The organism is Vannielia sp. ABF1_015, assembly GCF_056160745.1.
In genome coordinates this window covers 718,494-736,788 of sequence record NZ_JBSWXT010000002.1, presented here as the reverse complement: position 1 = coordinate 736,788, position 18,295 = coordinate 718,494, and the positions used below count along the sequence as shown (strand labels likewise).

Sequence of the window (18,295 nt, the reverse complement as noted above, 5' to 3'; positions counted from 1 at the left end):
ACTGTCACGAATAAGTCATACATAATACATGTCAGATGATACCCCGATGTCTGCTGGCGGGGCTCGGGAGGGTAATGGTTCGATGCGCCATACGTCACGGTCTCTGCCGATTGCGCTTTTGAGGGCGCGCGAAGCCGTGATGGCTCCGCTGCGCGGAATGCTGGCCTCCACAGGTGTGACCGAGCAACAGTGGCGCGTGCTGCGTGTGCTTGATGAGAATCGCCGGATGGAGCCCAAGGAATTGGCGCATCAGGCCTGCCTCTTGCTGCCCAGCCTCACCCGCATCATGCAGTCGCTCGAAGAGCGCGGCTATATCACCCGAGAAAAAGACCCCCATGACGGGCGCAAGCTGCGGCTGGCGATCACTGAGGAGGGGCGGGCGCTGCTTGCCCGGCATATGGGCGAGAGCAACCGGATATTCAGCGAGTTGGAGCAGGCATTTGGCCAGGAGAAGGTGGATGCCCTGCTCGATCTGCTCAATGATCTGGCGGAGCGGAAGACCTGAACGGCATTGCGCGTCAGTCGCCGCCGTCTCAACCAATTGTTCACGGTTATGAGGTCTTTGGGCGTGGTGCTCTTGCAGCCCCCCCATGCCAGCACTAAGACAAGGGGACGAGAACCACAGCCCCGCTGACCGGGGCCCATAAAGTCGAGGCCCGAGTTATGAACGACCCCGTTGAAACCTACATGAACCTCGTCCCCATGGTGGTTGAGCAGACCAGCCGTGGCGAGCGGGCCTATGATATCTTCTCGCGTCTGCTGAAGGAGCGGATCGTTTTTGTGAACGGCCCGGTGCACGACGGCATGAGCCAGCTTATCGTGGCGCAGCTTTTGCACCTTGAGGCGGAGAACCCGAAAAAAGAGATCAGCATGTACATCAACAGCCCCGGCGGCGTGGTGACATCCGGTCTCTCGATCTATGACACGATGCAGTATATCCGCCCGAAGGTGAGCACGCTGGTGATCGGCCAGGCGGCCTCGATGGGCTCGCTGCTGCTGACCGCGGGCGAAACGGGGATGCGCTTTTCGCTGCCCAACAGCCGCATCATGGTGCACCAGCCCTCCGGTGGCTATCAGGGCCAGGCGACGGATATCATGATCCACGCGCAGGAAACCCAGAAGCTGAAAGACCGGCTTAACCAGATCTATGTTAAGCACACGGGCCAAAGCCTGAAGAAGGTGGAAGCCGCGCTTGAACGCGACAACTTCATGAGCCCTGAAGAAGCCAAGGACTGGGGCCTGATCGACGAGATCGTGGAGAACCGCGACAAGAGCGGCGACGAGAGCGGTAGCAAGTAAGCTGCGGCAAAGCGTGCGCCGTTCACTTTAATTTGGCGTTGTGTCCCGCTGGGTGCTGCCCTAGGCTTTTGCATCAGGGGCGCACACGGGGCAGAATGCAAGACAACGGGCAAGGCAGCCCGAGGGGTTATGAATGGCAACGAATTCAGGTGGTGACAGCAAGAACACGCTTTATTGCTCTTTCTGCGGCAAGAGCCAGCACGAGGTGCGAAAGCTGATTGCAGGCCCAACGGTGTTCATCTGCGACGAATGCGTCGAGCTGTGCATGGACATCATCCGCGAGGAAACCAAGAGTTCTGGCCTCAAATCCTCCGACGGCGTGCCGACGCCGAAGGAGATTTGTGAAGTTCTCGATGATTACGTGATCGGCCAGTTCCACGCCAAGCGCGTGCTCTCGGTGGCGGTGCACAATCACTACAAGCGGCTCAACCACGCGGGCAAGACCGGCGAGATCGAGCTGGCAAAATCGAACATCCTGCTGATCGGCCCGACCGGCTGCGGCAAGACCTTGCTGGCCCAGACGCTGGCGCGCATCCTCGATGTGCCCTTCACCATGGCTGATGCCACCACGCTGACCGAAGCCGGTTACGTGGGCGAGGATGTGGAGAACATCATTCTCAAGCTGCTTCAGGCCTCCGAGTACAACGTGGAGCGGGCGCAGCGCGGCATCGTCTACATCGACGAGGTCGACAAGATCACCCGCAAGTCTGACAACCCGAGCATCACACGCGATGTGAGCGGCGAGGGTGTGCAGCAGGCGCTGCTGAAAATCATGGAGGGCACCGTGGCCTCCGTGCCGCCGCAGGGCGGGCGCAAGCATCCGCAGCAGGAGTTCCTGCAGGTCGACACGACCAACATCCTGTTCATCTGCGGCGGCGCATTTGCCGGGCTCGACAAGATCATCAGCCAACGCGGCAAGGGCTCTGCAATCGGCTTTGGGGCCGATGTGAAGGACAATGACGACCGGGGCGTTGGCGAAGTGTTTACCGAGCTTGAGCCGGAAGATCTGCTCAAGTTCGGCCTGATCCCCGAGTTCGTTGGTCGCCTGCCGGTGCTCGCCACGCTGGAAGACCTTGACGAGGATGCACTGGTGACCATTCTCACAGCGCCGAAGAACGCGCTGGTGAAGCAGTATCAGCGACTCTTTGAGCTGGAAGATACCGAGCTGACCTTCACCGACGACGCGCTGCGGGCCATCGCGAAGCGCGCCATCGAGCGCAAGACCGGTGCGCGTGGCTTGCGTTCGATCATGGAAGACATCCTGCTGGATACCATGTTTGACCTGCCGGGAATGAGCGAGGTGGACGAAGTTGTGGTGAACGAGGAGGCCGTCAACTCCGACGCGCAGCCGCTGTTCATCTACTCCGAAGAGAGTAAGGCCGAAAACGCCTCGGCTTGAGGAACGGAGCGAACGGTGGGCAGAATTGCCCACCCTACGGGCCTCGCGGAAGCGGGGCCTTTTGTTTTGGAGGGACATATGGAACGGCGGCTGATATCTTCGGGTGGGCCTTATGAGGAAAAGATCGGCTACAGCCGTGCCGTGGTGTGCGATGGCTGGGTGTTCGTGGCCGGCAGCACCGGGGCTGACCCCGAGACCGGCGAAATGCCCGAGGGCGTGGTGGAGCAGTGCCGCAATACGTTGGAGACGATCCGGCGGGCATTGGCCGAAGCCGGGGCGAGCCTGAATGACGTGGTGCGGGTGAACTACGTGTTGCCGGTGGCTGCCGACTTTGAGCCCTGCTGGCCGGTGCTGGCGGAGGCCTTCGGCAAGGCGCGGCCTGCGGCGATGATGATTGAAGCGGGGTTGATCAGCCCGGCGATGAAGATCGAGATCGAGGTGACGGCGCGGTTGCCTTGAGCGGGGAGCTTCGATGCGCCGTTACGCAGTGGGGGCGCTGCCCCCACACCCCCGGGATTTTCGGAGGACCAATGAGGGGCGGGCTGGCCTAGCGGGAGGCCTTTTCGCTCAGGCCCGATTGGTTTTGGCGTGAGGCGAGCTCTGCTTCGATGTCGGCCAGGGTGACATCGCGGGCGGCGCACATGACCAGCAGGTGGTAGAGCGCATCGGCGGCCTCGGCGGTGAGCTTGGCGCGGTCGCCCTTGACCGCTTCGATGATGGCCTCCACGGCCTCCTCGCCGAACTTCTCGGCGCATTTCTCCGGGCCTTTGGCGAGGAGCTTGGCTGTCCAGCTCGATTCGGGATCGGCGGATTTGCGGGCCTCGATGGTGGCGGCGAGGGCGGAAAGGCTCATGTCATCCTCACGGGGATTCCGGCGGCGGCCATGTGGCTCTTGGCCTCGCCGATGGTGTAGGTGCCGAAGTGGAAGATTGAGGCGGCGAGCACGGCGGAGGCATGGCCCTCGGTGACGCCCTCGACAAGGTGATCGAGCGTGCCGACGCCGCCTGAGGCGATCACCGGCACCGGCACCGCATCGGCGATGGCGCGGGTGAGGGGCAGGTTGAAGCCCGCCTTGGTGCCGTCCCGGTCCATCGAGGTGAGGAGGATCTCGCCCGCGCCTTTTTCGGCGATCATCACGGCAAATTCGACCGCGTCGATGCCGGTGGGGCGGCGGCCGCCGTGGGTGAAGATTTCCCACCGGCCGGGTTCGACGGTTTTTGCGTCGATCGCGCAGACGATGCATTGCGAGCCGAAGCGCATGGCGGCCTCGGTGATCACGTTCGGGTCGGCCACGGCGGCGGAGTTGAAGCTCACCTTGTCGGCGCCCGAGAGCAGCAGCTTGCGCACATCCTCATGGGTTCGCACCCCGCCGCCGATGGTGAGCGGCATGAAGCATTGCTCGGCCGTGCGCGTGGCCAAATCATACATGGTGCCGCGGTTTTCATGGGTCGCGTGGATGTCGAGAAAACAGAGCTCGTCGGCGCCGGCGGCGTCATAGGCGCGGGCGGATTCCACCGGGTCGCCGGCATCTACGAGGTCGACGAAGTTTACGCCCTTGACCACGCGGCCATCGGCCACGTCAAGGCAGGGGATGATGCGGGTCTTCAACATGGGGCACGCGATAGCCGGTTTTGCTGGCGGAGGGAAGCCGGGGCGGCTAGGGCAGGGGTATGGAAAAGCTTGAGATCTTTCTGGTGGTCGCGCCGGGGCTGGAGGAGGTGGCCGCCGGCGAGGCCCGCGAGCAGGGTTTCGCCAAGGCCCGCGTGGTGCCGGGCGGCGTGGTGTGCCGGGGCGCGTGGAGCGAGGTTTGGCGGGCCAATCTGGTGCTGCGCATTCCGGGGCGGGTGCTGGTGCGGCTGGCGAGCTTTCGGGCGATGAGCTTCAGGGCGCTGGAAACCGGGCTGGACGCGGTGGACTGGGCCGCGGTGTTGGTGCCGGGCCAGCCGGTGCGAGCCGAGGCGGCGACAAAGCATTCCAAGCTCTATCACGCGGGCGCGGTGAAGGGGCGGCTGGAGGAGGCCTTGGGCCGCGCAGGCGCGGTGGTGGACTCGGAGGGGCTGCGGGTGCTGGTGCGGATCGAGGAAAACCGCTGCGTGGTGAGCGTGGACAGTTCGGGCGAGGCGCTGCATCGGCGGGGCTTCAAGACGGCGGTGAACGCTGCGCCGCTGCGCGAAACCATGGCAGCCGGGCTGCTGCGGGCGGCGGGCTTTGCCGGGCGCGAGGCGGTGATGGACCCGATGTGCGGCTCGGGCACGTTTTGTATTGAGGCGGCGGAGATTGCCGGCGGGCTGGCCCCGGGGCGGGGGCGGCGCTTTGCCTTTGAGGGGTTTCCGGGCTTTGATGCCGAGGGGTTTGCGGCGCTGAAGGCGAGGCCGCCGGTGGCGCGGGGGGATGGGCCGATCATCGGCTCTGACCGCGATGCGGGGGCTGTGAAGATGAGCCGGGAGAATGCAGAGCGGGCGGGTGTGGACTGCCGCTTCGAGGAGGCCAGCGTGAGCGCCTTGGTGCGGCCCGATTGCGCGCCGGGGCTGGTGATGTGCAACCCGCCCTACGGCAGCCGGATCGGCAGCAAGGGGCCGCTCTTTGGGCTTTACGGCAGCTTTGGCAAAGTCATGAAAGAGCGCTTTGAGGGTTGGCGGGTGGCGATGGTGACGAGCGATGAAAAGCTCGCCCGCGCCACCGGCTTGCCGTGGGAGCCGCCAGGGCCGCATGTGGCCCACGGCGGGCTGAAGGTGCGGCTCTGGATGGCGCAGATGTGATGCGGCTTTCATGGACGTGGGGAACGGGGCGGGCCTTGCTGGGTTGAGCTTGCGCGAACCAACCGGGAGAGACTGCCATGAAACCGCTGATAACTGCCCTTGCCCTGAGCCTCGCCGCCGCCCCTGCGCTGGCGGATGATGACATCGTCAACGTGGAGGCCACGGGAAGCGTGGCCGAGGTGGCGGACCGCTTGGTCGCTGCAATCGAGGGTGCGGGGGCGACGGTGTTTGCCCGGGTCGATCACGCGGGCGGCGCGGAGCGTGCGGGCATGATGCTTGCACCGATGGAGTTGGTGATTTTCGGCAACCCCAAGCTGGGAACGCCTGCGATTCAGGATAACCCGATGGCCGGGCTGGTGCTGCCGATGAAGGTGCTGATCTGGGAAGATGCCGAGGGCGCGGTGATGCTCTCCTACCAGGATCCAGAGGAGATGCTGGACGAGGTGGGCGTGGATGACGACTTGGCGGTTATCGAGCAGATGGAAGGCGCATTGAAGAAGCTGACCGGGGCTGCCGCCGGATAATAAAGTGCTGCGGGCGCGGGAGGGGAGATGCCCCCGCGCCCGCGCCCGCGCGCCTTAGCCGATAAGAATGTCGGCCATGCGCTCGCCGATCACAACGGTAGAGGCCATTGTGTTGCCGGTGGAGACGCGGGGCATGGTTGAGGCATCTGCGATCGACAGCCCCTCGACGCCATGCACGGCGAGCGAGCCGGAGACAACGGACATTTCGTCTTTGCCCATCTTGCAGGTGCAGCTTTCGTGAAAGTAGGTGCCTGCCGCGTTGCGGGCAAAGTCGTCAAGCTCCGCGCTGGTGATCGGGCCGGGCATGACCTCGCGTTTCACGTAGTCCGAGAGTGGGCCGGAATTGCCGATTTCGCGGCATAGCTCGATGCAGGTGGTGAGCGCCTTTAGGTCTGCGGGTTCCTTCAGGAAGCCGCCGTCGATTTGCACCGGATCGTCAGGGTTGGCGCCGGTGAGGCGCACCTCGCCGGTGCTTTGCGGGCGCACGAGGCCGGGCGCGATGGACCAGCTTCCGGCGGGCGGCGAATAGGCCGATCCGTGCACTTCGGAGGCATAGGGCACCTCGATCTGGAAGGGCTGAAGGTCGGGCGTGTCGAGCGCGGAATCGGACTTCCAGAAGAAGGTGGCCTCGGCGGCGGAATTGCCCGGCGGGAGCGGGGTGTTGTATTCCCAGACGCAGCCTGCAGCGAGGATGTGATCTTGGAAGTTCTGGCCGACGCCGGGCAGATCATGCACCACCTCGATGCCATGTTCGGCAAGGTGCTCTGCCGGGCCGATGCCCGACTGCATGAGGATTTTGGGCGTGTTGATTGCGCCTGCCGAAAGCACCGTGTGGCCAGCAGCCACCTCATGCACCTCGCCGTCTTTCTCGAAGGTCAAGCCGGTGATGGTGGTGCCATTCAGGGTGAGCTTGTGGACCGTGGCGCCGGTTAGCAGGGTGATGTTGGGGCGTTTGAGCGCCTCCCAGAGGTAGTCGGACGGGATGTTGCGGCGCATGCCGTCCTTGATGCGGACATTGGCGAGGGCTGCGCCGCCGATCCCTTCCATCATCTCGCCGTTCATATCGTCGTAGGCGGGGATGCCCGCTGTGCCGCAGGCCTCGACGAAGGCGGGGGCGATTGGGTTTACGTCGCGCACATCGGTTACGAAGAGCCGCCCGCCGGTGCCGCGCCGGGCGCTGTCGGGGGCGCCCTGCCAATCTTCGATGCGCTTGTAGATTTCGAGCACGTTGTCATAGGACCACGCGTCATCGCCGGTTTCATCGGCCCAGAAGTCGAAGTCATTCTTGTGGCCGCGTGCCCAGATCATCACGTTGATCGAGCTGCCGCCGCCAACAACTTTGCCCATAGGCAGGATCAGCGAGCGGCCATTCACATGCTCGGAGGGCTCGGCGCTATAGCCCCAGTCGCGCTCGGAGCGGATGTTGGTGGGCCACAACAGCGGGTTCAGCACCGCGTCGATCTGGTCGGTGCCCCCGGCCTCCAGCACCAGTACGCTGGCGTCGGTTTCCGCAGCAAGGCGGCCTGCCACCACGGCCCCGCCGGAGCCGGAGCCGACGACGATGTAATCGTAGCGCGCGGCGATGTTTTGCGCGTTGTAGCGCTGGGTGACAGCTGCATCGCCCAGCTCTTGCGCCCAAACCTCGGCAGAGGCAAGCGAGGCCCCGGCGGCGAGGGCAAGCTGGATGAAGCGGCGGCGCCCGAGCCGCCCGTGGACGAGGCCGGATTGCAGCGCCATGAGGCGGTCGCCCTTGGCCAATGCCTGGGTGAAGATCGGTTTCATTGGGGTCCTCCCTTGGTCATTACACGATGCGAACGCAGGCCTCCTCTCCCGCTTTCGCTCGTGAATGTTGCAATTTAATGCATGGTTTGGGGAGTTTCCCTAGCGTTAATCCGAAAGCCTACGACTAAAGTCGTATGTTGCGCCGCGAATGTGCACTATAATGCGGGGGTTAGTTGCGCAGGGCGGCGAGGGCTTCGGCGAGGTCGAGCGCTCCATCATAAAGGGCGCGGCCAGAGATGGCCCCTGCGATCGTGCCGCGCGCCTTGAGCGCCTCAAGATCGGCCAGAGAAGACACGCCGCCCGAAGCGATGACGGGGATGGAGACGGCTTGGGCCAGAGCGTCGGTGGCCTTGACATTGGGGCCCTGCATCGCGCCGTCGCGCATGATGTCGGTGTAGATGATCGCGGCCACGCCTGCGTCTTCGAACCTGCGGGCGAGGTCGGTGGCGTTGACGTCCGTCTCCTCGGCCCAGCCCTTGGTGGCGACCATGCCGTGCCGCGCGTCGATGCCCACGGCGACCTGCCCCGGGAAGGCGGCGGCGGCCTCGCGCACCAGCGCCGGGTTTTCGACCGCGACGGTGCCGAGGATCACGCGGGCGAGGCCCTTGGAGAGCCAGCGCTCGATGGTGGCCATGTCACGGATGCCGCCGCCAAGCTGGGCGGGGGTCTTGGTGGCCTTCAGGATGGCTTCGACCGGCGCGGCGTTGACCGGCTCCCCGGCAAAGGCGCCGTTGAGATCAACGAGGTGGAGCCATTCACAACCGGCATTGACGAACTCCATCGCCTGAGCGGCGGGGTCTTCGTTGAAGGTGGTCGACTTATCCATGTCGCCGCGCAGGAGCCGCACGGCGTGGCCGTCTTTCAGGTCAATGGCGGGATAGAGGATCATGGGCCGGGCTCCTTTTGGGCGCGGTTTGCCATGAGGGGCGGGCGAAGGGAAGGGGCCGCGCGCGGCAGAACGCCCGCCCGCCCACCCCGTTCTGCCACGCGCGGCCCTGATCGGATGTTGCGCGGGGTGGCAGATGTGGGAGCGGGGGCGCTGCCCCCACACCCCCGGGAGTATTTTCAGCAAGAAAATCTGCGGGGTGGTGGTTTGTGATCTGTCATCGACCCAACGTAACAGTTGCGCGCGCCGGGCGCGGGGCGTGAGGATGCGGGCAGCGTACCGAATGGGAGGAGAACCATGCGCAAGATTACAATGACCCTGGCGGCCCTGCTGGTGGCGGCCCCGGCCTGGGCGGCGGATCCGCTTGAGGGCCTGTGGCGCACGGCCAGAGATGACAATGGCAACTCGGGGCTGGTGCAGGTGAAGCCCTGCGGCGGCGGGCTGTGTGGCACGCTGATCAAGGCCTATGGGCCGGGCGGCAAGGAGATCAAATCCGAGAACGTTGGCCGCCAGATCATCTCGCAGACCAAGCCGTCGGGTGGAGGGCAATACAAGGGCAAGGTGTATTCGCCAGACCGTGGCAAGACCTACAGCTCCAAGCTGGTGCTCTCGGGCTCCACGCTGAAAGTGTCCGGCTGTGTGCTGGGGATTTGTCGCGACGGTGGCACCTGGAAGAAGGTGAAGTAAGCGCACCTTTTGCGGGCGCCTGCCGATTCTGGCGGCGCCCGCAGGAACTTCTTGCTTAGACTCACCGTTGGGCTCATATGGCAGACATGCTTTGCAGTAGCTGATTTTCAGCGAAGCGAGCCTGTGTCGCCAGAAGGAGTGATGCCGGTGACTGGACTTTTCAAAATGATGATGGCGGGCGCGGCGCTGGCGCTTGCGGCGGGTGCGACGCAGGCTGCGACGCCTGAGGGCGTTTGGCTGACCGGGCCTGACAAGAAGGGCAATGTGGCCCATGTGCGCGCCGTGAAGTGCGGCCCTGCGGTCTGTGGCACGATCATCAAGGCTTTCAACGCATCGGGGCAGCCGATCAAATCGCCCAATGTGGGCAAGCGCGTGTTTTGGGACATGACGCCTGCCGGGGCGGGCACCTATCAGGGCCGCGCCTATGTGCCTGTGATGAAGCGGGACTACGGGGCGCAGATGCACCTTCGCGGCAACAAGATGGTGGTGAAGGGCTGCGCCGGGCCGATCTGCATGGATCAGACCTGGACCCGGTTGAAGTGAGGCGCGGTGGGCCGATGGCCCGCGCTACATCACCAGATCGCAATAGATGAAACCATCGCGCGTGACGGTTTCGCCGCGCGTGGCGGGAATGGGCGCTGTAAAGCAGGGCGCGTCGAGCACGCAGGTGTGAAACTCGCCGTTCTCGCCGCAAGGGTCCACGCTTTCGGGTAGGCTGGAGAGCAGCGCGGCATCAAGGCGGCGGCCTGCGAAGTCTTCAGGCAGTTTGGACGGGTCCAGCGTGACAATTCGTGTGTCGAACCTTGCGGCGATTTCGGCGGCGAGCGCGGTGGTATCCTCGCCCCATAGCGGGAAGACCGGGGTGATGCCGCTGCCTTCAAGCTGCGCCACGCGATAGTCGCGGACATCCTCAAGGAAGAGATCACCGAAAATCATTTCGGTCACGCCACGGGCCTTGAGCGCGTCGACCGCCTTGGCCATGCGCGCCTCGTACACCTCATTGGAGCAGGGCCAGTGCAGGGGCACTTCCATCAGTTCCAGACCGGCGGCCTTGGCCTGAGCGCGCAGAATGGTGGCGCGGGTGCCATGCATTGCCACCCGGTCGAAGGCTTCGTTCAGCGTGGTCAGCGCCACTTTCACCTCATGGCCTGCCGCGCGGGCGCGGATCAGGGCCATGCAGGCATCTTTGCCGGAGGACCAGCCGATGGCGGCTGTCATGGAGCCCATTTGAGGAAGTTGGCGATGATGCGCAGCCCGGTGGCCTGACTCTTTTCGGGGTGGAACTGGGTGCCAAAACGTGTGCCTTCGCCAACGATCGCCGTTACCGCGCCGGCGTAGTCCGCATGCGCAAGGCGATGGGCGGGGTGCTCGGTTTGCAGGTGATAACTGTGGACGAAATAGGCGTGATCGCCGGTTTCCACACCCTCAAGACAGGGGTGCGCACCTTCGAGCACCAGGTCGTTCCAGCCCATGTGCGGCACCTTCAGCGCCGGATCGGCGGGTGCGATGGGCACCACCTCGCCGGGGATCCAGCCAAAGCCCGGCGTATCCGCGTGCTCGCGGCCCAGCGTGGACATCATCTGCATGCCGATACAGATGCCCATGAACGGGCGGCCCCGTGCCTCGACATGCTCGGTGATTGCCTCGATCATGCCCGGGCGGGCGGCTAGGGCCGTGCGGCAGGAGGGGTAGGCCCCATCACCGGGCAGCACGATGCGATCGGCCCGCGCGACCTCTTCGGCGTGGGAGGTGACGATGACCTCGCCCGCGCCCTCCTCGGAGGCCATGCGTTGGAAGGCCTTTTCGGCGGAGTGCAGGTTGCCGCTGTCATAGTCGATGAGGACGGTGCGCATGGGGGCTCCTTTCGCGCCGAGGGGTGGCGGGAAATGGCGGGGGGGTCAAGGGGGTGATGCGGCTGAGGTGGGGTGCGGCCGCTGGCCAGCCTCAGAGCGTGCCCTTGGTGGAGGGGATCGCATCGGCCTTGCGGGGGTCAGCCTCCAGCGCATCGCGCAGGGCGCGGGCGACGGCCTTGAAGGCGGCCTCTGCGATGTGGTGGCTGTTGATCCCGTGCAGGGCGTCGACGTGCAGGGTGATCCCGCCGTGGGTGCTGAAGGCCTGAAAGAACTCACGCACCAGCTCGGAATCAAAGTTGCCGATCTTGGCTGTCGGAAAATCGACGTTCCAGACAAGATAAGGGCGGCCTGAAAGATCGAGCGCGGCGCGCACCAGGGCGTCGTCCATCGGCAGCAGGCAGCTGCCGTAGCGGGTGATGCCGCGCTTGTCGCCCATGGCTTGGGTGAGCGCTTGGCCCAGCGTGATGCCCACGTCTTCGACGGTGTGGTGATCGTCGATGTGGAGATCGCCCTTGGCTTGAACTTTCATGTCGATCAGCGCGTGGCGGGCCAGTTGATCGAGCATGTGATCAAAGAAGCCAACCCCGGTGGAATTGACATAGCTGCCGGTGCCGTCGAGGTCGATTTCGACGGTGATTGCGGTTTCCGCAGTTTCGCGGGTGACGCTGGCTTTGCGCATTGGAGCCTCCGAAGCGGGTCGCAGGCTCTATAGGCGCGGGCAGCGCGCGGGGAAAGGGGGCGTTGGCGCAGAGGCGCGGCCTGTGGCGCGGCTGCCCCAGCGCGGCGCTTAGCGTTCGTCGCCGGGGGTTTTGTCTTCGTCGATCACTGGCAGCGGCGCGATGACGGTTTTGGCGCTGGCTGCCGGGGGCGGCGGCGGGGCTTGCGGTGCGGGTGCCGCTTCTGGCGGCGGTGGAGCAGGGGCGACCTCGGCGGCCTCCTCCGGCGCGGGTTCGGGATCCGGCGGCGGCGGCGCGGCGGCGGCGGCAGGCGCTGCGGCCCATGGGTCGGCGATTTGGGCCGGGGTGGCCTCTGTCTCGGGGTCGTCGGCAAGCGGCTGCGGGGCCTGGGTGACGCTGGCGCGCGGCGGCTCGGGCGCCGGTGCGTGTGCCGGTGCGGGCTCTTGCGCGGCCACTTGTTCGGGCTGCGGGGCAGGCTCAGGTTCCGGCTCAGGCTCAGGTTCCGGCGCGGGCTCAGGCTCAGGCTCGGGTTCCGGTTCGGGCGGAGCAGGGGCCTCTTCGGGCTCTGGCGCAGCCCAAGGATCGCTGATCGCCGCAGGGATGGCGCTGGTGTCTGGGGCGTTTGAGAGCGCCTGAGGGGTTGAGGTTACGGCGTCTTCGGCGGTGAGGGGTGGCAGTTCGGCATCGGCTGTTTCCGGCGGAAGCTCCGGCGGGGTTGCTGGCGGCACTTCCTGCGGCGGCTCTGGCTGGGGCACCTCGGGCGGTGTGGGCACCGGGCTTTCATCGGGCGGGTCTGCCGGGGTTTCTGGCGGCGTTGGCGGATGCGCGGGCTGCGGCACGGGGGCCGGGTCTGGCTCTGGCGTTGGCGCAGGTGGCTCTGCGGGTTGAGAGGGGGCCGGCTCTGGTGTGGGCTCTGTGGCGACGGGCGCAGGGGCCGGGGGCACCGCTTCGGGTTCGGGCGTGGGAGCGGGTGCAGAGGCCGCGGGCGGCGGGGCGGCAGGTGTTGGCTCTGCGGGCGCCTCGGCGGCTGGAGCCTCTGCGACCGGCACCGGGGCGGGTTTGGGCGGAACGAAGCCGCTGGGCATCAGCTCGGGGGGCGGTGCAAAGGCCGAGGCTGCGGCCTTCTCTTCAATCGTTACGGCCATTGTCGCAGCCGTCGCTGCGGCGGCGGGCGCGGCGTGTGCCGCCGGTGCAGCCGGGCTGGCGGCCGCTTCTTCATCCGCCGGAAGCGCGCCGCCGATGACGGTTTTCTGCGCGGTGGCGGTGGTGCGATCGGCCCCGCCGGGCAGGGTGGCGGCCTCTTTGCCAAGCTCTGCAAAGGCCTCTGAATCCGTATCCAGCCGGGCCTCCCAATCGGGGTTTGGCCGCTGGCCGCGCGTTGCACCGATGTAGATTTGCAGCAGGCAGGCGTTGGTGAAAGGGTCGATCAGCCCGGCCTTTGTGCCCCACGCAAAAAAGCAGGAGATGATGACCACCAGCAGCCCCGCGCCGGGGGCCAGCAGGATGAAGGGTGCGAAGATCACCAGCCAGGCCACGAAGGCCAGCAAGGTGTAGGCCCAGCCAAGGCCCTGAAGGGTGAGCGCATTGCCCACCACGGGCTTGCCGTTTTGCGCCAGCAGCACCAGCCCTTCGCGGGCGGCGGCATAGGGGTTTACGGCGCGTTTGCGCAGGCCGTGGGCCAGCACCATTTCGTCCATCGGGCGCTCGGCCAGCCAGAGGTAGGGTGTGTTGATGCCCACGCCCTTGCCCTCGGGCTTCATCCGGAAGAGCGCTCGCAAGGGCAACAGCGGGTTTATGGCGGGCAGGGTCTTTTCGACTTGGCCGCGCAGGGCCCAGAGGCGGTTCATGTCGCCGTAGCGGGCTTTGACGATCTCCATCCCGGCCTTGATCTGGCTGCCTTCGGGGAGGCGGCGGCCTTCGAGGATTTCGGCCATGAGCGCCATGTGCGGCACGCGGACATACCAGTAGAGGTGCTTGCGCAGAAACCACATGCCAATGCCGAGGCTACCGCAAAGCAGGATCATGAAGAGCGGCGGCATGGTGCGGGCGAGGGCAATGATCGTGCCAAAATCCGCGCCGTTGTTCATTGCGCCCCTGGTGATGGCAACGCCAATGATGCTCCCGATCCAGGCCAGAAGCGCATAGCAGAGCGCGGTTCCGAGGAAGATCCCGGCGCGGTAGCCGGTAAAGGCGGCGGTCTTTTTCAGGAGTCCCCAGGCAAGGGAGGACTTGAAATTCCACATCGGTCAAATTCCCTCAGGCACAATCAATGCTGCAAGCCTAGCGAAAATCGCCTGAGCTTCAACTGCTTGTGGAGGGATGAAGAGAACTCATTGGAGCGGGCGATGAGATTCGAACTCACGACCCTAACCTTGGCAAGGTTATGCTCTACCCCTGAGCTACGCCCGCGTCCGTTGAGTAGCGGTGAGATAACGGCGGGGCCGGGCGGGTTCAAGAGGTAATTTCACCGGTTTGGCGAAAAATTTTCTGACGCTCAAAACAGGCTGTGCAGCAAGAGGCCGAAGCCCATCAGCAGGAGCGCGAGAAAAGTCAGCACCATGCCGCTGACGCGGAAGGCTAGGTTCATCTGTGGGCCAAGCAGGGCGCGGGCGTGGAGCAGGCGGCCTGCGAAGAGCATGATGCCGAAGAGGTGCAGGGCAACGGTGGGCGCACCCTGCGCCTCGCAGAGCGCCAGCAGCAGGATGCCGAGCGGCGCGTATTCGGCGCAGTTGCCCTGTTCGCGCGAGAGCGCCCGCAAGCGCTTGTCTTCGCCGTCTCCCAGCGAAATGCCCCGGCTGCGCCGCCGGACGGTGACGGCATAGCTGAGGCCCACGAAGAACACCGCCAGCAGGCCAGCGTAGATGGATGTGACGGCGAACATTGGCAAATCTCCCTCGGGTTGCCGCCATCAGACGGCAACATGAGAGGCGGATCAACCGGGAACGCCGCGTTATTCCAACTCGACCAGCAGGTCTTTCGCGTCGATCTGATCGCCGGGGGAGACGTGCACCGCTTTGACGGTTGCGTCGCGCTCGGCGTGGAGGCCGGTTTCCATCTTCATCGCCTCGATGGTCAGCAGCAGATCGCCTGCGCTCACCTTCTGGCCCGCGCTGACCCCGACAGAGGCCACCGAGCCGGGCATGGGCGCGCCGATGTGGTTTTCGTTGCCGAGTTCCGCCTTGGGGCGGGCCTGCACGGCGGCGCCTGCGCGGCGGTCGGGGATGCGGACGGTGCGGGGCTGGCCGTTGAGTTCGAAGAAGACGCGGGCGATGCCTTCTTCGTTGGTTTCGCCCTGCGCCGACATGCGGATTTCGAGGGTCTTGCCCGGGTCGATCTCGACCGAGATCTCGTCACCCGGCTCCATGCCATAGAAGAACGTATCGGTCGGCAGGGTGCGGACCGGGCCGTATTCTTCGTGCCGTGCGGCATAATCGGTGAAGACCTTGGGATACATCAGGTAACCGTTGAGATCTTCGTCATCCAGCTCAAAGCCCAGCTTCTCGGAGGCCTCCTTGCGGGTGGCCTCCAGATCGATTGGCTTCATTGATTTGCCGGCGCGTTCAGTGAGCGGCTTTTCGCCCTTCAGCACCTTGGCCTGAATGGCTGCGGGCCAGCCGCCGGGGGGCAGGCCGAGGTTGCCCTTCATCATGTCGATGACCGAATCGGGGAAGGAGACCTCGCGCTTGGGGTCTTCGACCTCGGCGCGGGAGAGGCCTTGGCTCACCATCATGAGGGCCATGTCGCCCACGACCTTGGAGGAGGGGGTGACCTTCACGATATCGCCGAACATCTGGTTCACGTCGGCATACATCTGGGCGACCTCGTGCCAGCGCTCTTCCAGCCCCATCGAGCGGGCCTGCGCCTTGAGGTTGGTGAACTGGCCGCCGGGCATTTCGTGCAGGTAGACCTCGGAGGCGGGGGCCTGAAGGCCGGACTCAAACGCCGCGTAATGGGCGCGCACGCTTTCCCAGTAATCCGAGATTTCGCGGATCGCGCCGATATCAAGGCCGGTGTCCCGCTCGGTGTATTGCAGGGCTTCGACCACGGTGCCCAGCGTGGCCTGAGAGGTGTTGCCCGAGAGGGCGTCCATCGCGCAATCGACCGCATCCACCCCGGCTTCGGCGGCGGCGAGGATGGTGCCGCAGGCGATGCCTGCCGTGTCATGGGTGTGGAAGTGGATCGGGATATCCACCGCGTCTTTCAGCGCCGGGATCAGCACCTTGGCGGCGGAGGGCTTGAGCAGCCCGGCCATATCCTTGAGGCCCAGCACATGGGCGCCGGCCTTTTCCAGCTCTTTTGCCATATCGACGTAATACTTTACGTCATATTTGGCGCGGTCCGGGTCCAGCACGTTGCCGGTGTAGCAGACGGTGCCCTCGATGACCTTGCCGCTCTCGCCCACGGCATCCATCGCCACGCGCATGTTTTCGACCCAGTTCAGCGAGTCGAACACGCGGAACACATCCACCCCGCTTTCGGCGGCCTGCTTCACGAAGCTCACCACCACGTTGTCAGGGTAGTTGGTGTAGCCCACGCCGTTGGAGGCGCGCAGGAGCATCTGCGTCATGATGTTGGGCATGGCGGCGCGAATGTCTCGCAGGCGTTGCCAGGGGCATTCTTGCAGAAAGCGATAGGCCACGTCGAAGGTGGCGCCGCCCCAGCATTCCACTGAGAAGAGCTGGGGAAGGTTGGCGGCGTAGGAGGGGGCGACGCGGACCATGTCGATCGAGCGCATTCGGGTGGCGAGCAGCGACTGATGGCCATCGCGCATGGTGGTGTCGGTGATGAGAAGCTGCTCTTGCGCCTTCATCCAGTCGGCCACCGCCTTTGGGCCTTTCTGTTGCAGCAGGTTGAGCGTGCCGGGGGCAGGGGCTTCGACGCGGCTCAGGGGGGCCTTGGGCGGCTTGGCCTCGGCGGGCTTGGGGCGCCCTGCCGTTTCGGGGTGGCCGTTCACGGTGATGTCGGCGATGTAGCGCAGGATCTTGGTGGCGCGGTCGCGCCTGCGTTTGAAATCAAACAGTTCCGGCGTCTCGTCGATGAACTTGGTGTGGTAGGTGTTGCCGGTGAAGGTGGGGTGTTTCAGCAGGTTCTCGACAAAGGCGATGTTGGTGGAAACGCCCCGGATGCGAAACTCGCGCAGGGCACGATCCATCCGGGCGATGGCGGCCTCGGGGGTGGGGGCCCAGGCGGTGACCTTGGTGAGCAGCGAGTCGTAATAGCGGGTGATGACCCCGCCCGCATAGGCGGTGCCGCCGTCGAGCCGGATGCCCATGCCGGTGGCGGAGCGATAGGCGGTGAGGCGGCCGTAGTCGGGGATGAAGTTGTTGAGCGGGTCTTCGGTGGTGACGCGGCATTGCAGCGCGTGGCCGTTGAGGCGCACATCATATTGCGATGCCGTGCCGGTGGCCTCGATCAGCGATTTGCCCTCGGCGATCTTGATCTGGGACTGGACGATATCAATGCCCGTCACCTCCTCCGTGACGGTATGCTCGACCTGCACGCGCGGGTTGACCTCGATGAAGTAGAACTTGCCGGTCTCCATATCCATCAGAAACTCGACCGTGCCGGCGCACTCGTAATTCACGTGCTCGCAGATCTTCTTGCCGAGGTTGCAAAGGTCTTCGCGCTGGGCTTCTGAGAGGTAGGGGGCGGGGGCGCGCTCCACGACTTTCTGGTTGCGGCGCTGCACCGAGCAATCGCGCTCCCAGAGGTGGTAGATATTGCCCTGGCTGTCGCCCAGGATCTGCACCTCGACGTGGCGGGCGCGGGTGATCATCTTTTCCAGATAGCCCTCGCCATTGCCGAAAGCGGCCTCGGCCTCGCGTCGGCCCTCAAGGATTTTCTCTTTGAGTTCAGAGGGATCATTGATGGGGCGCATGCCGCGACCGCCGCCGCCCCAACTGGCCTTGAGCATCAGCGGATAGCCGATTTCTTCGGCCTCCTTGGCGATGGCTTCCATGTCGTCGCCCAGCACTTCGGTGGCCGGAATCACCGGCACGCCGGCCTCGATGGCGACCTTGCGGGCGCTGGCCTTGTCGCCAAGCTGGCGCATCGTCTTGGCCTTGGGGCCGATGAACTTGATGCCATTGGCCTCGCAGGCGTCGACAAATTCGGGGTTCTCGGAGAGCAGGCCGTAGCCGGGGTGAATCGCGTCGGCGCCGCTCATCTTGGCGACGCGGATCATCTCTTCGATGCTCAGGTAGGCTGCCACGGGGCCAAGGCCCTCGCCGATCCGATAGGCCTCGTCCGCCTTGAACCGGTGCAGGCCGAGCTTGTCTTCCTCGGCATAGACGGCGACCGTTTTCTTGCCCAGTTCATTGGCGGCGCGCATGATCCGGATGGCGATTTCGCCCCGGTTTGCGATCAAGATTTTCTGGAATTCGGCCATTGTCTTCTCCGTATTTCCGCATTGCAGCGCGGATGATTGTT

18 protein-coding genes and 1 tRNA gene are annotated in these 18,295 nt (G+C 65.1%); 8 read left to right on the top strand and 11 right to left on the bottom strand.

The annotated features are described in order from the left end of the window. The first annotated feature begins 28 nt into the window (after positions 1 to 28). The 4 genes from hpaR (at position 29) to ACXAG6_RS15915 (ending at position 3,157) form a co-directional block, all read left to right on the top strand. Complete coding sequence (gene hpaR, locus ACXAG6_RS15930; protein WP_475338777.1) at positions 29 to 505, top strand: homoprotocatechuate degradation operon regulator HpaR; 477 nt, start codon at positions 29 to 31, stop codon at positions 503 to 505. A 158-nt stretch (positions 506 to 663) separates the two neighbouring features. Further along, on the top strand, positions 664 to 1,299 hold the full coding sequence (locus ACXAG6_RS15925; RefSeq protein WP_475338776.1) for an ATP-dependent Clp protease proteolytic subunit: 636 nt from the start codon (positions 664 to 666) through the stop codon (positions 1,297 to 1,299). A gap of 133 nt (positions 1,300 to 1,432) precedes the next feature. Then, complete coding sequence (gene clpX, locus ACXAG6_RS15920; RefSeq protein ID WP_475338775.1) at positions 1,433 to 2,698, top strand: ATP-dependent Clp protease ATP-binding subunit ClpX; 1,266 nt, start codon at positions 1,433 to 1,435, stop codon at positions 2,696 to 2,698. 78 nt (positions 2,699 to 2,776) lie between these two features. Next, positions 2,777 to 3,157, top strand: coding sequence for a RidA family protein (locus tag ACXAG6_RS15915; RefSeq protein WP_475338773.1), 381 nt, complete (start codon positions 2,777 to 2,779; stop codon positions 3,155 to 3,157). 88 nt (positions 3,158 to 3,245) lie between these two features. Here the strand turns inward: ACXAG6_RS15915 and ACXAG6_RS15910 are convergent, their stop codons facing one another. Together ACXAG6_RS15910 and hisF are read right to left on the bottom strand one after the other, a co-directional pair. Further along, a complete protein-coding gene (locus ACXAG6_RS15910) occupies positions 3,246 to 3,551 on the bottom strand; it encodes a phosphoribosyl-ATP diphosphatase (RefSeq protein WP_475338772.1) in 306 nt (101 codons plus the stop codon). Continuing rightward, positions 3,548 to 4,309 (bottom strand): imidazole glycerol phosphate synthase subunit HisF, encoded by a 762-nt coding sequence (hisF, locus tag ACXAG6_RS15905; protein WP_475338771.1) that lies wholly within the window; start codon positions 4,307 to 4,309, stop codon positions 3,548 to 3,550. Before hisF ends, ACXAG6_RS15910 begins: the two co-directional genes overlap by 4 nt. Before the next feature lie 59 nt (positions 4,310 to 4,368). Between hisF and ACXAG6_RS15900 the strand changes: the two genes are divergently transcribed. Both ACXAG6_RS15900 and ACXAG6_RS15895 read left to right on the top strand, forming a co-directional pair. Then, complete coding sequence (locus ACXAG6_RS15900) at positions 4,369 to 5,457, top strand: THUMP domain-containing class I SAM-dependent RNA methyltransferase (protein WP_475338770.1); 1,089 nt, start codon at positions 4,369 to 4,371, stop codon at positions 5,455 to 5,457. A 77-nt stretch (positions 5,458 to 5,534) separates the two neighbouring features. Further along, complete coding sequence (locus tag ACXAG6_RS15895) at positions 5,535 to 5,981, top strand: DUF302 domain-containing protein (RefSeq protein WP_475338769.1); 447 nt, start codon at positions 5,535 to 5,537, stop codon at positions 5,979 to 5,981. A 54-nt stretch (positions 5,982 to 6,035) separates the two neighbouring features. Here ACXAG6_RS15895 and ACXAG6_RS15890 read toward each other — a convergent pair whose 3' ends face one another. Both ACXAG6_RS15890 and hisA read right to left on the bottom strand, forming a co-directional pair. After that, positions 6,036 to 7,763: a GMC family oxidoreductase gene (locus ACXAG6_RS15890; protein WP_475338768.1), complete on the bottom strand. Its 1,728-nt coding sequence runs from the start codon at positions 7,761 to 7,763 to the stop codon at positions 6,036 to 6,038. A gap of 169 nt (positions 7,764 to 7,932) precedes the next feature. Further along, positions 7,933 to 8,652 (bottom strand): 1-(5-phosphoribosyl)-5-[(5-phosphoribosylamino)methylideneamino]imidazole-4-carboxamide isomerase, encoded by a 720-nt coding sequence (hisA, locus tag ACXAG6_RS15885; protein ID WP_475338766.1) that lies wholly within the window; start codon positions 8,650 to 8,652, stop codon positions 7,933 to 7,935. 294 nt (positions 8,653 to 8,946) lie between these two features. Between hisA and ACXAG6_RS15880 the strand changes: the two genes are divergently transcribed. Beyond that, positions 8,947 to 9,336: a DUF2147 domain-containing protein gene (locus tag ACXAG6_RS15880; RefSeq protein ID WP_140014853.1), complete on the top strand. Its 390-nt coding sequence runs from the start codon at positions 8,947 to 8,949 to the stop codon at positions 9,334 to 9,336. Positions 9,337 to 9,483: 147 nt separating this feature from the next. Next, the gene (locus ACXAG6_RS15875; protein ID WP_475338764.1) at positions 9,484 to 9,879 is read left to right on the top strand and encodes a DUF2147 domain-containing protein; all 396 of its coding nucleotides are present in this window, start codon (positions 9,484 to 9,486) and stop codon (positions 9,877 to 9,879) included. Positions 9,880 to 9,903: 24 nt separating this feature from the next. On the opposite strand, the gene ACXAG6_RS15870 is transcribed toward ACXAG6_RS15875, so the two are convergent. From ACXAG6_RS15870 to ACXAG6_RS15840, 7 genes are all read right to left on the bottom strand, one after another. Continuing rightward, positions 9,904 to 10,554 (bottom strand): Dph6-related ATP pyrophosphatase, encoded by a 651-nt coding sequence (locus tag ACXAG6_RS15870; RefSeq protein ID WP_475338763.1) that lies wholly within the window; start codon positions 10,552 to 10,554, stop codon positions 9,904 to 9,906. Continuing rightward, positions 10,551 to 11,189 carry an imidazole glycerol phosphate synthase subunit HisH gene (gene hisH / locus ACXAG6_RS15865; RefSeq protein WP_475338762.1) on the bottom strand — a complete coding sequence of 213 codons (639 nt, stop codon included), beginning with the start codon at positions 11,187 to 11,189 and terminating at the stop codon, positions 10,551 to 10,553. The genes ACXAG6_RS15870 and hisH overlap by 4 nt, the downstream gene beginning before the upstream one ends. A gap of 91 nt (positions 11,190 to 11,280) precedes the next feature. Then, the gene (gene hisB, locus ACXAG6_RS15860) at positions 11,281 to 11,868 is read right to left on the bottom strand and encodes an imidazoleglycerol-phosphate dehydratase HisB (RefSeq protein WP_475338761.1); all 588 of its coding nucleotides are present in this window, start codon (positions 11,866 to 11,868) and stop codon (positions 11,281 to 11,283) included. 108 nt (positions 11,869 to 11,976) lie between these two features. Then, complete coding sequence (locus tag ACXAG6_RS15855; protein WP_475338760.1) at positions 11,977 to 14,109, bottom strand: hypothetical protein; 2,133 nt, start codon at positions 14,107 to 14,109, stop codon at positions 11,977 to 11,979. A gap of 91 nt (positions 14,110 to 14,200) precedes the next feature. Continuing rightward, positions 14,201 to 14,275 (bottom strand) — tRNA-Gly (locus ACXAG6_RS15850). 85 nt (positions 14,276 to 14,360) lie between these two features. Then, positions 14,361 to 14,747, bottom strand: a complete 387-nt coding sequence (locus ACXAG6_RS15845) for an MAPEG family protein (protein WP_475338759.1) — start codon at positions 14,745 to 14,747, stop codon at positions 14,361 to 14,363. A 69-nt stretch (positions 14,748 to 14,816) separates the two neighbouring features. Beyond that, on the bottom strand, positions 14,817 to 18,254 hold the full coding sequence (locus ACXAG6_RS15840) for a pyruvate carboxylase (protein ID WP_475338758.1): 3,438 nt from the start codon (positions 18,252 to 18,254) through the stop codon (positions 14,817 to 14,819). Between the last annotated feature and the right edge of the window lie 41 nt (positions 18,255 to 18,295).

Coding starts and splice junctions, on each gene's coding strand:
- ACXAG6_RS15915 (WP_475338773.1), top strand. CDS start 2,777: ATGGAACGGCGGCTGATATCTTCGGGTGGGCCTTATGAGGAAAAGATC.
- ACXAG6_RS15880 (WP_140014853.1), top strand. CDS start 8,947: ATGCGCAAGATTACAATGACCCTGGCGGCCCTGCTGGTGGCGGCCCCG.
- hisB (WP_475338761.1), bottom strand. CDS start 11,868: ATGCGCAAAGCCAGCGTCACCCGCGAAACTGCGGAAACCGCAATCACC.
- hisA (WP_475338766.1), bottom strand. CDS start 8,652: ATGATCCTCTATCCCGCCATTGACCTGAAAGACGGCCACGCCGTGCGG.
- hisF (WP_475338771.1), bottom strand. CDS start 4,309: ATGTTGAAGACCCGCATCATCCCCTGCCTTGACGTGGCCGATGGCCGC.
- ACXAG6_RS15910 (WP_475338772.1), bottom strand. CDS start 3,551: ATGAGCCTTTCCGCCCTCGCCGCCACCATCGAGGCCCGCAAATCCGCC.
- ACXAG6_RS15870 (WP_475338763.1), bottom strand. CDS start 10,554: ATGACAGCCGCCATCGGCTGGTCCTCCGGCAAAGATGCCTGCATGGCC.
- ACXAG6_RS15900 (WP_475338770.1), top strand. CDS start 4,369: ATGGAAAAGCTTGAGATCTTTCTGGTGGTCGCGCCGGGGCTGGAGGAG.
- clpX (WP_475338775.1), top strand. CDS start 1,433: ATGGCAACGAATTCAGGTGGTGACAGCAAGAACACGCTTTATTGCTCT.
- hisH (WP_475338762.1), bottom strand. CDS start 11,189: ATGCGCACCGTCCTCATCGACTATGACAGCGGCAACCTGCACTCCGCC.
- ACXAG6_RS15845 (WP_475338759.1), bottom strand. CDS start 14,747: ATGTTCGCCGTCACATCCATCTACGCTGGCCTGCTGGCGGTGTTCTTC.
- ACXAG6_RS15895 (WP_475338769.1), top strand. CDS start 5,535: ATGAAACCGCTGATAACTGCCCTTGCCCTGAGCCTCGCCGCCGCCCCT.
- ACXAG6_RS15855 (WP_475338760.1), bottom strand. CDS start 14,109: ATGTGGAATTTCAAGTCCTCCCTTGCCTGGGGACTCCTGAAAAAGACC.
- hpaR (WP_475338777.1), top strand. CDS start 29: ATGTCAGATGATACCCCGATGTCTGCTGGCGGGGCTCGGGAGGGTAAT.
- ACXAG6_RS15890 (WP_475338768.1), bottom strand. CDS start 7,763: ATGAAACCGATCTTCACCCAGGCATTGGCCAAGGGCGACCGCCTCATG.
- ACXAG6_RS15925 (WP_475338776.1), top strand. CDS start 664: ATGAACGACCCCGTTGAAACCTACATGAACCTCGTCCCCATGGTGGTT.
- ACXAG6_RS15840 (WP_475338758.1), bottom strand. CDS start 18,254: ATGGCCGAATTCCAGAAAATCTTGATCGCAAACCGGGGCGAAATCGCC.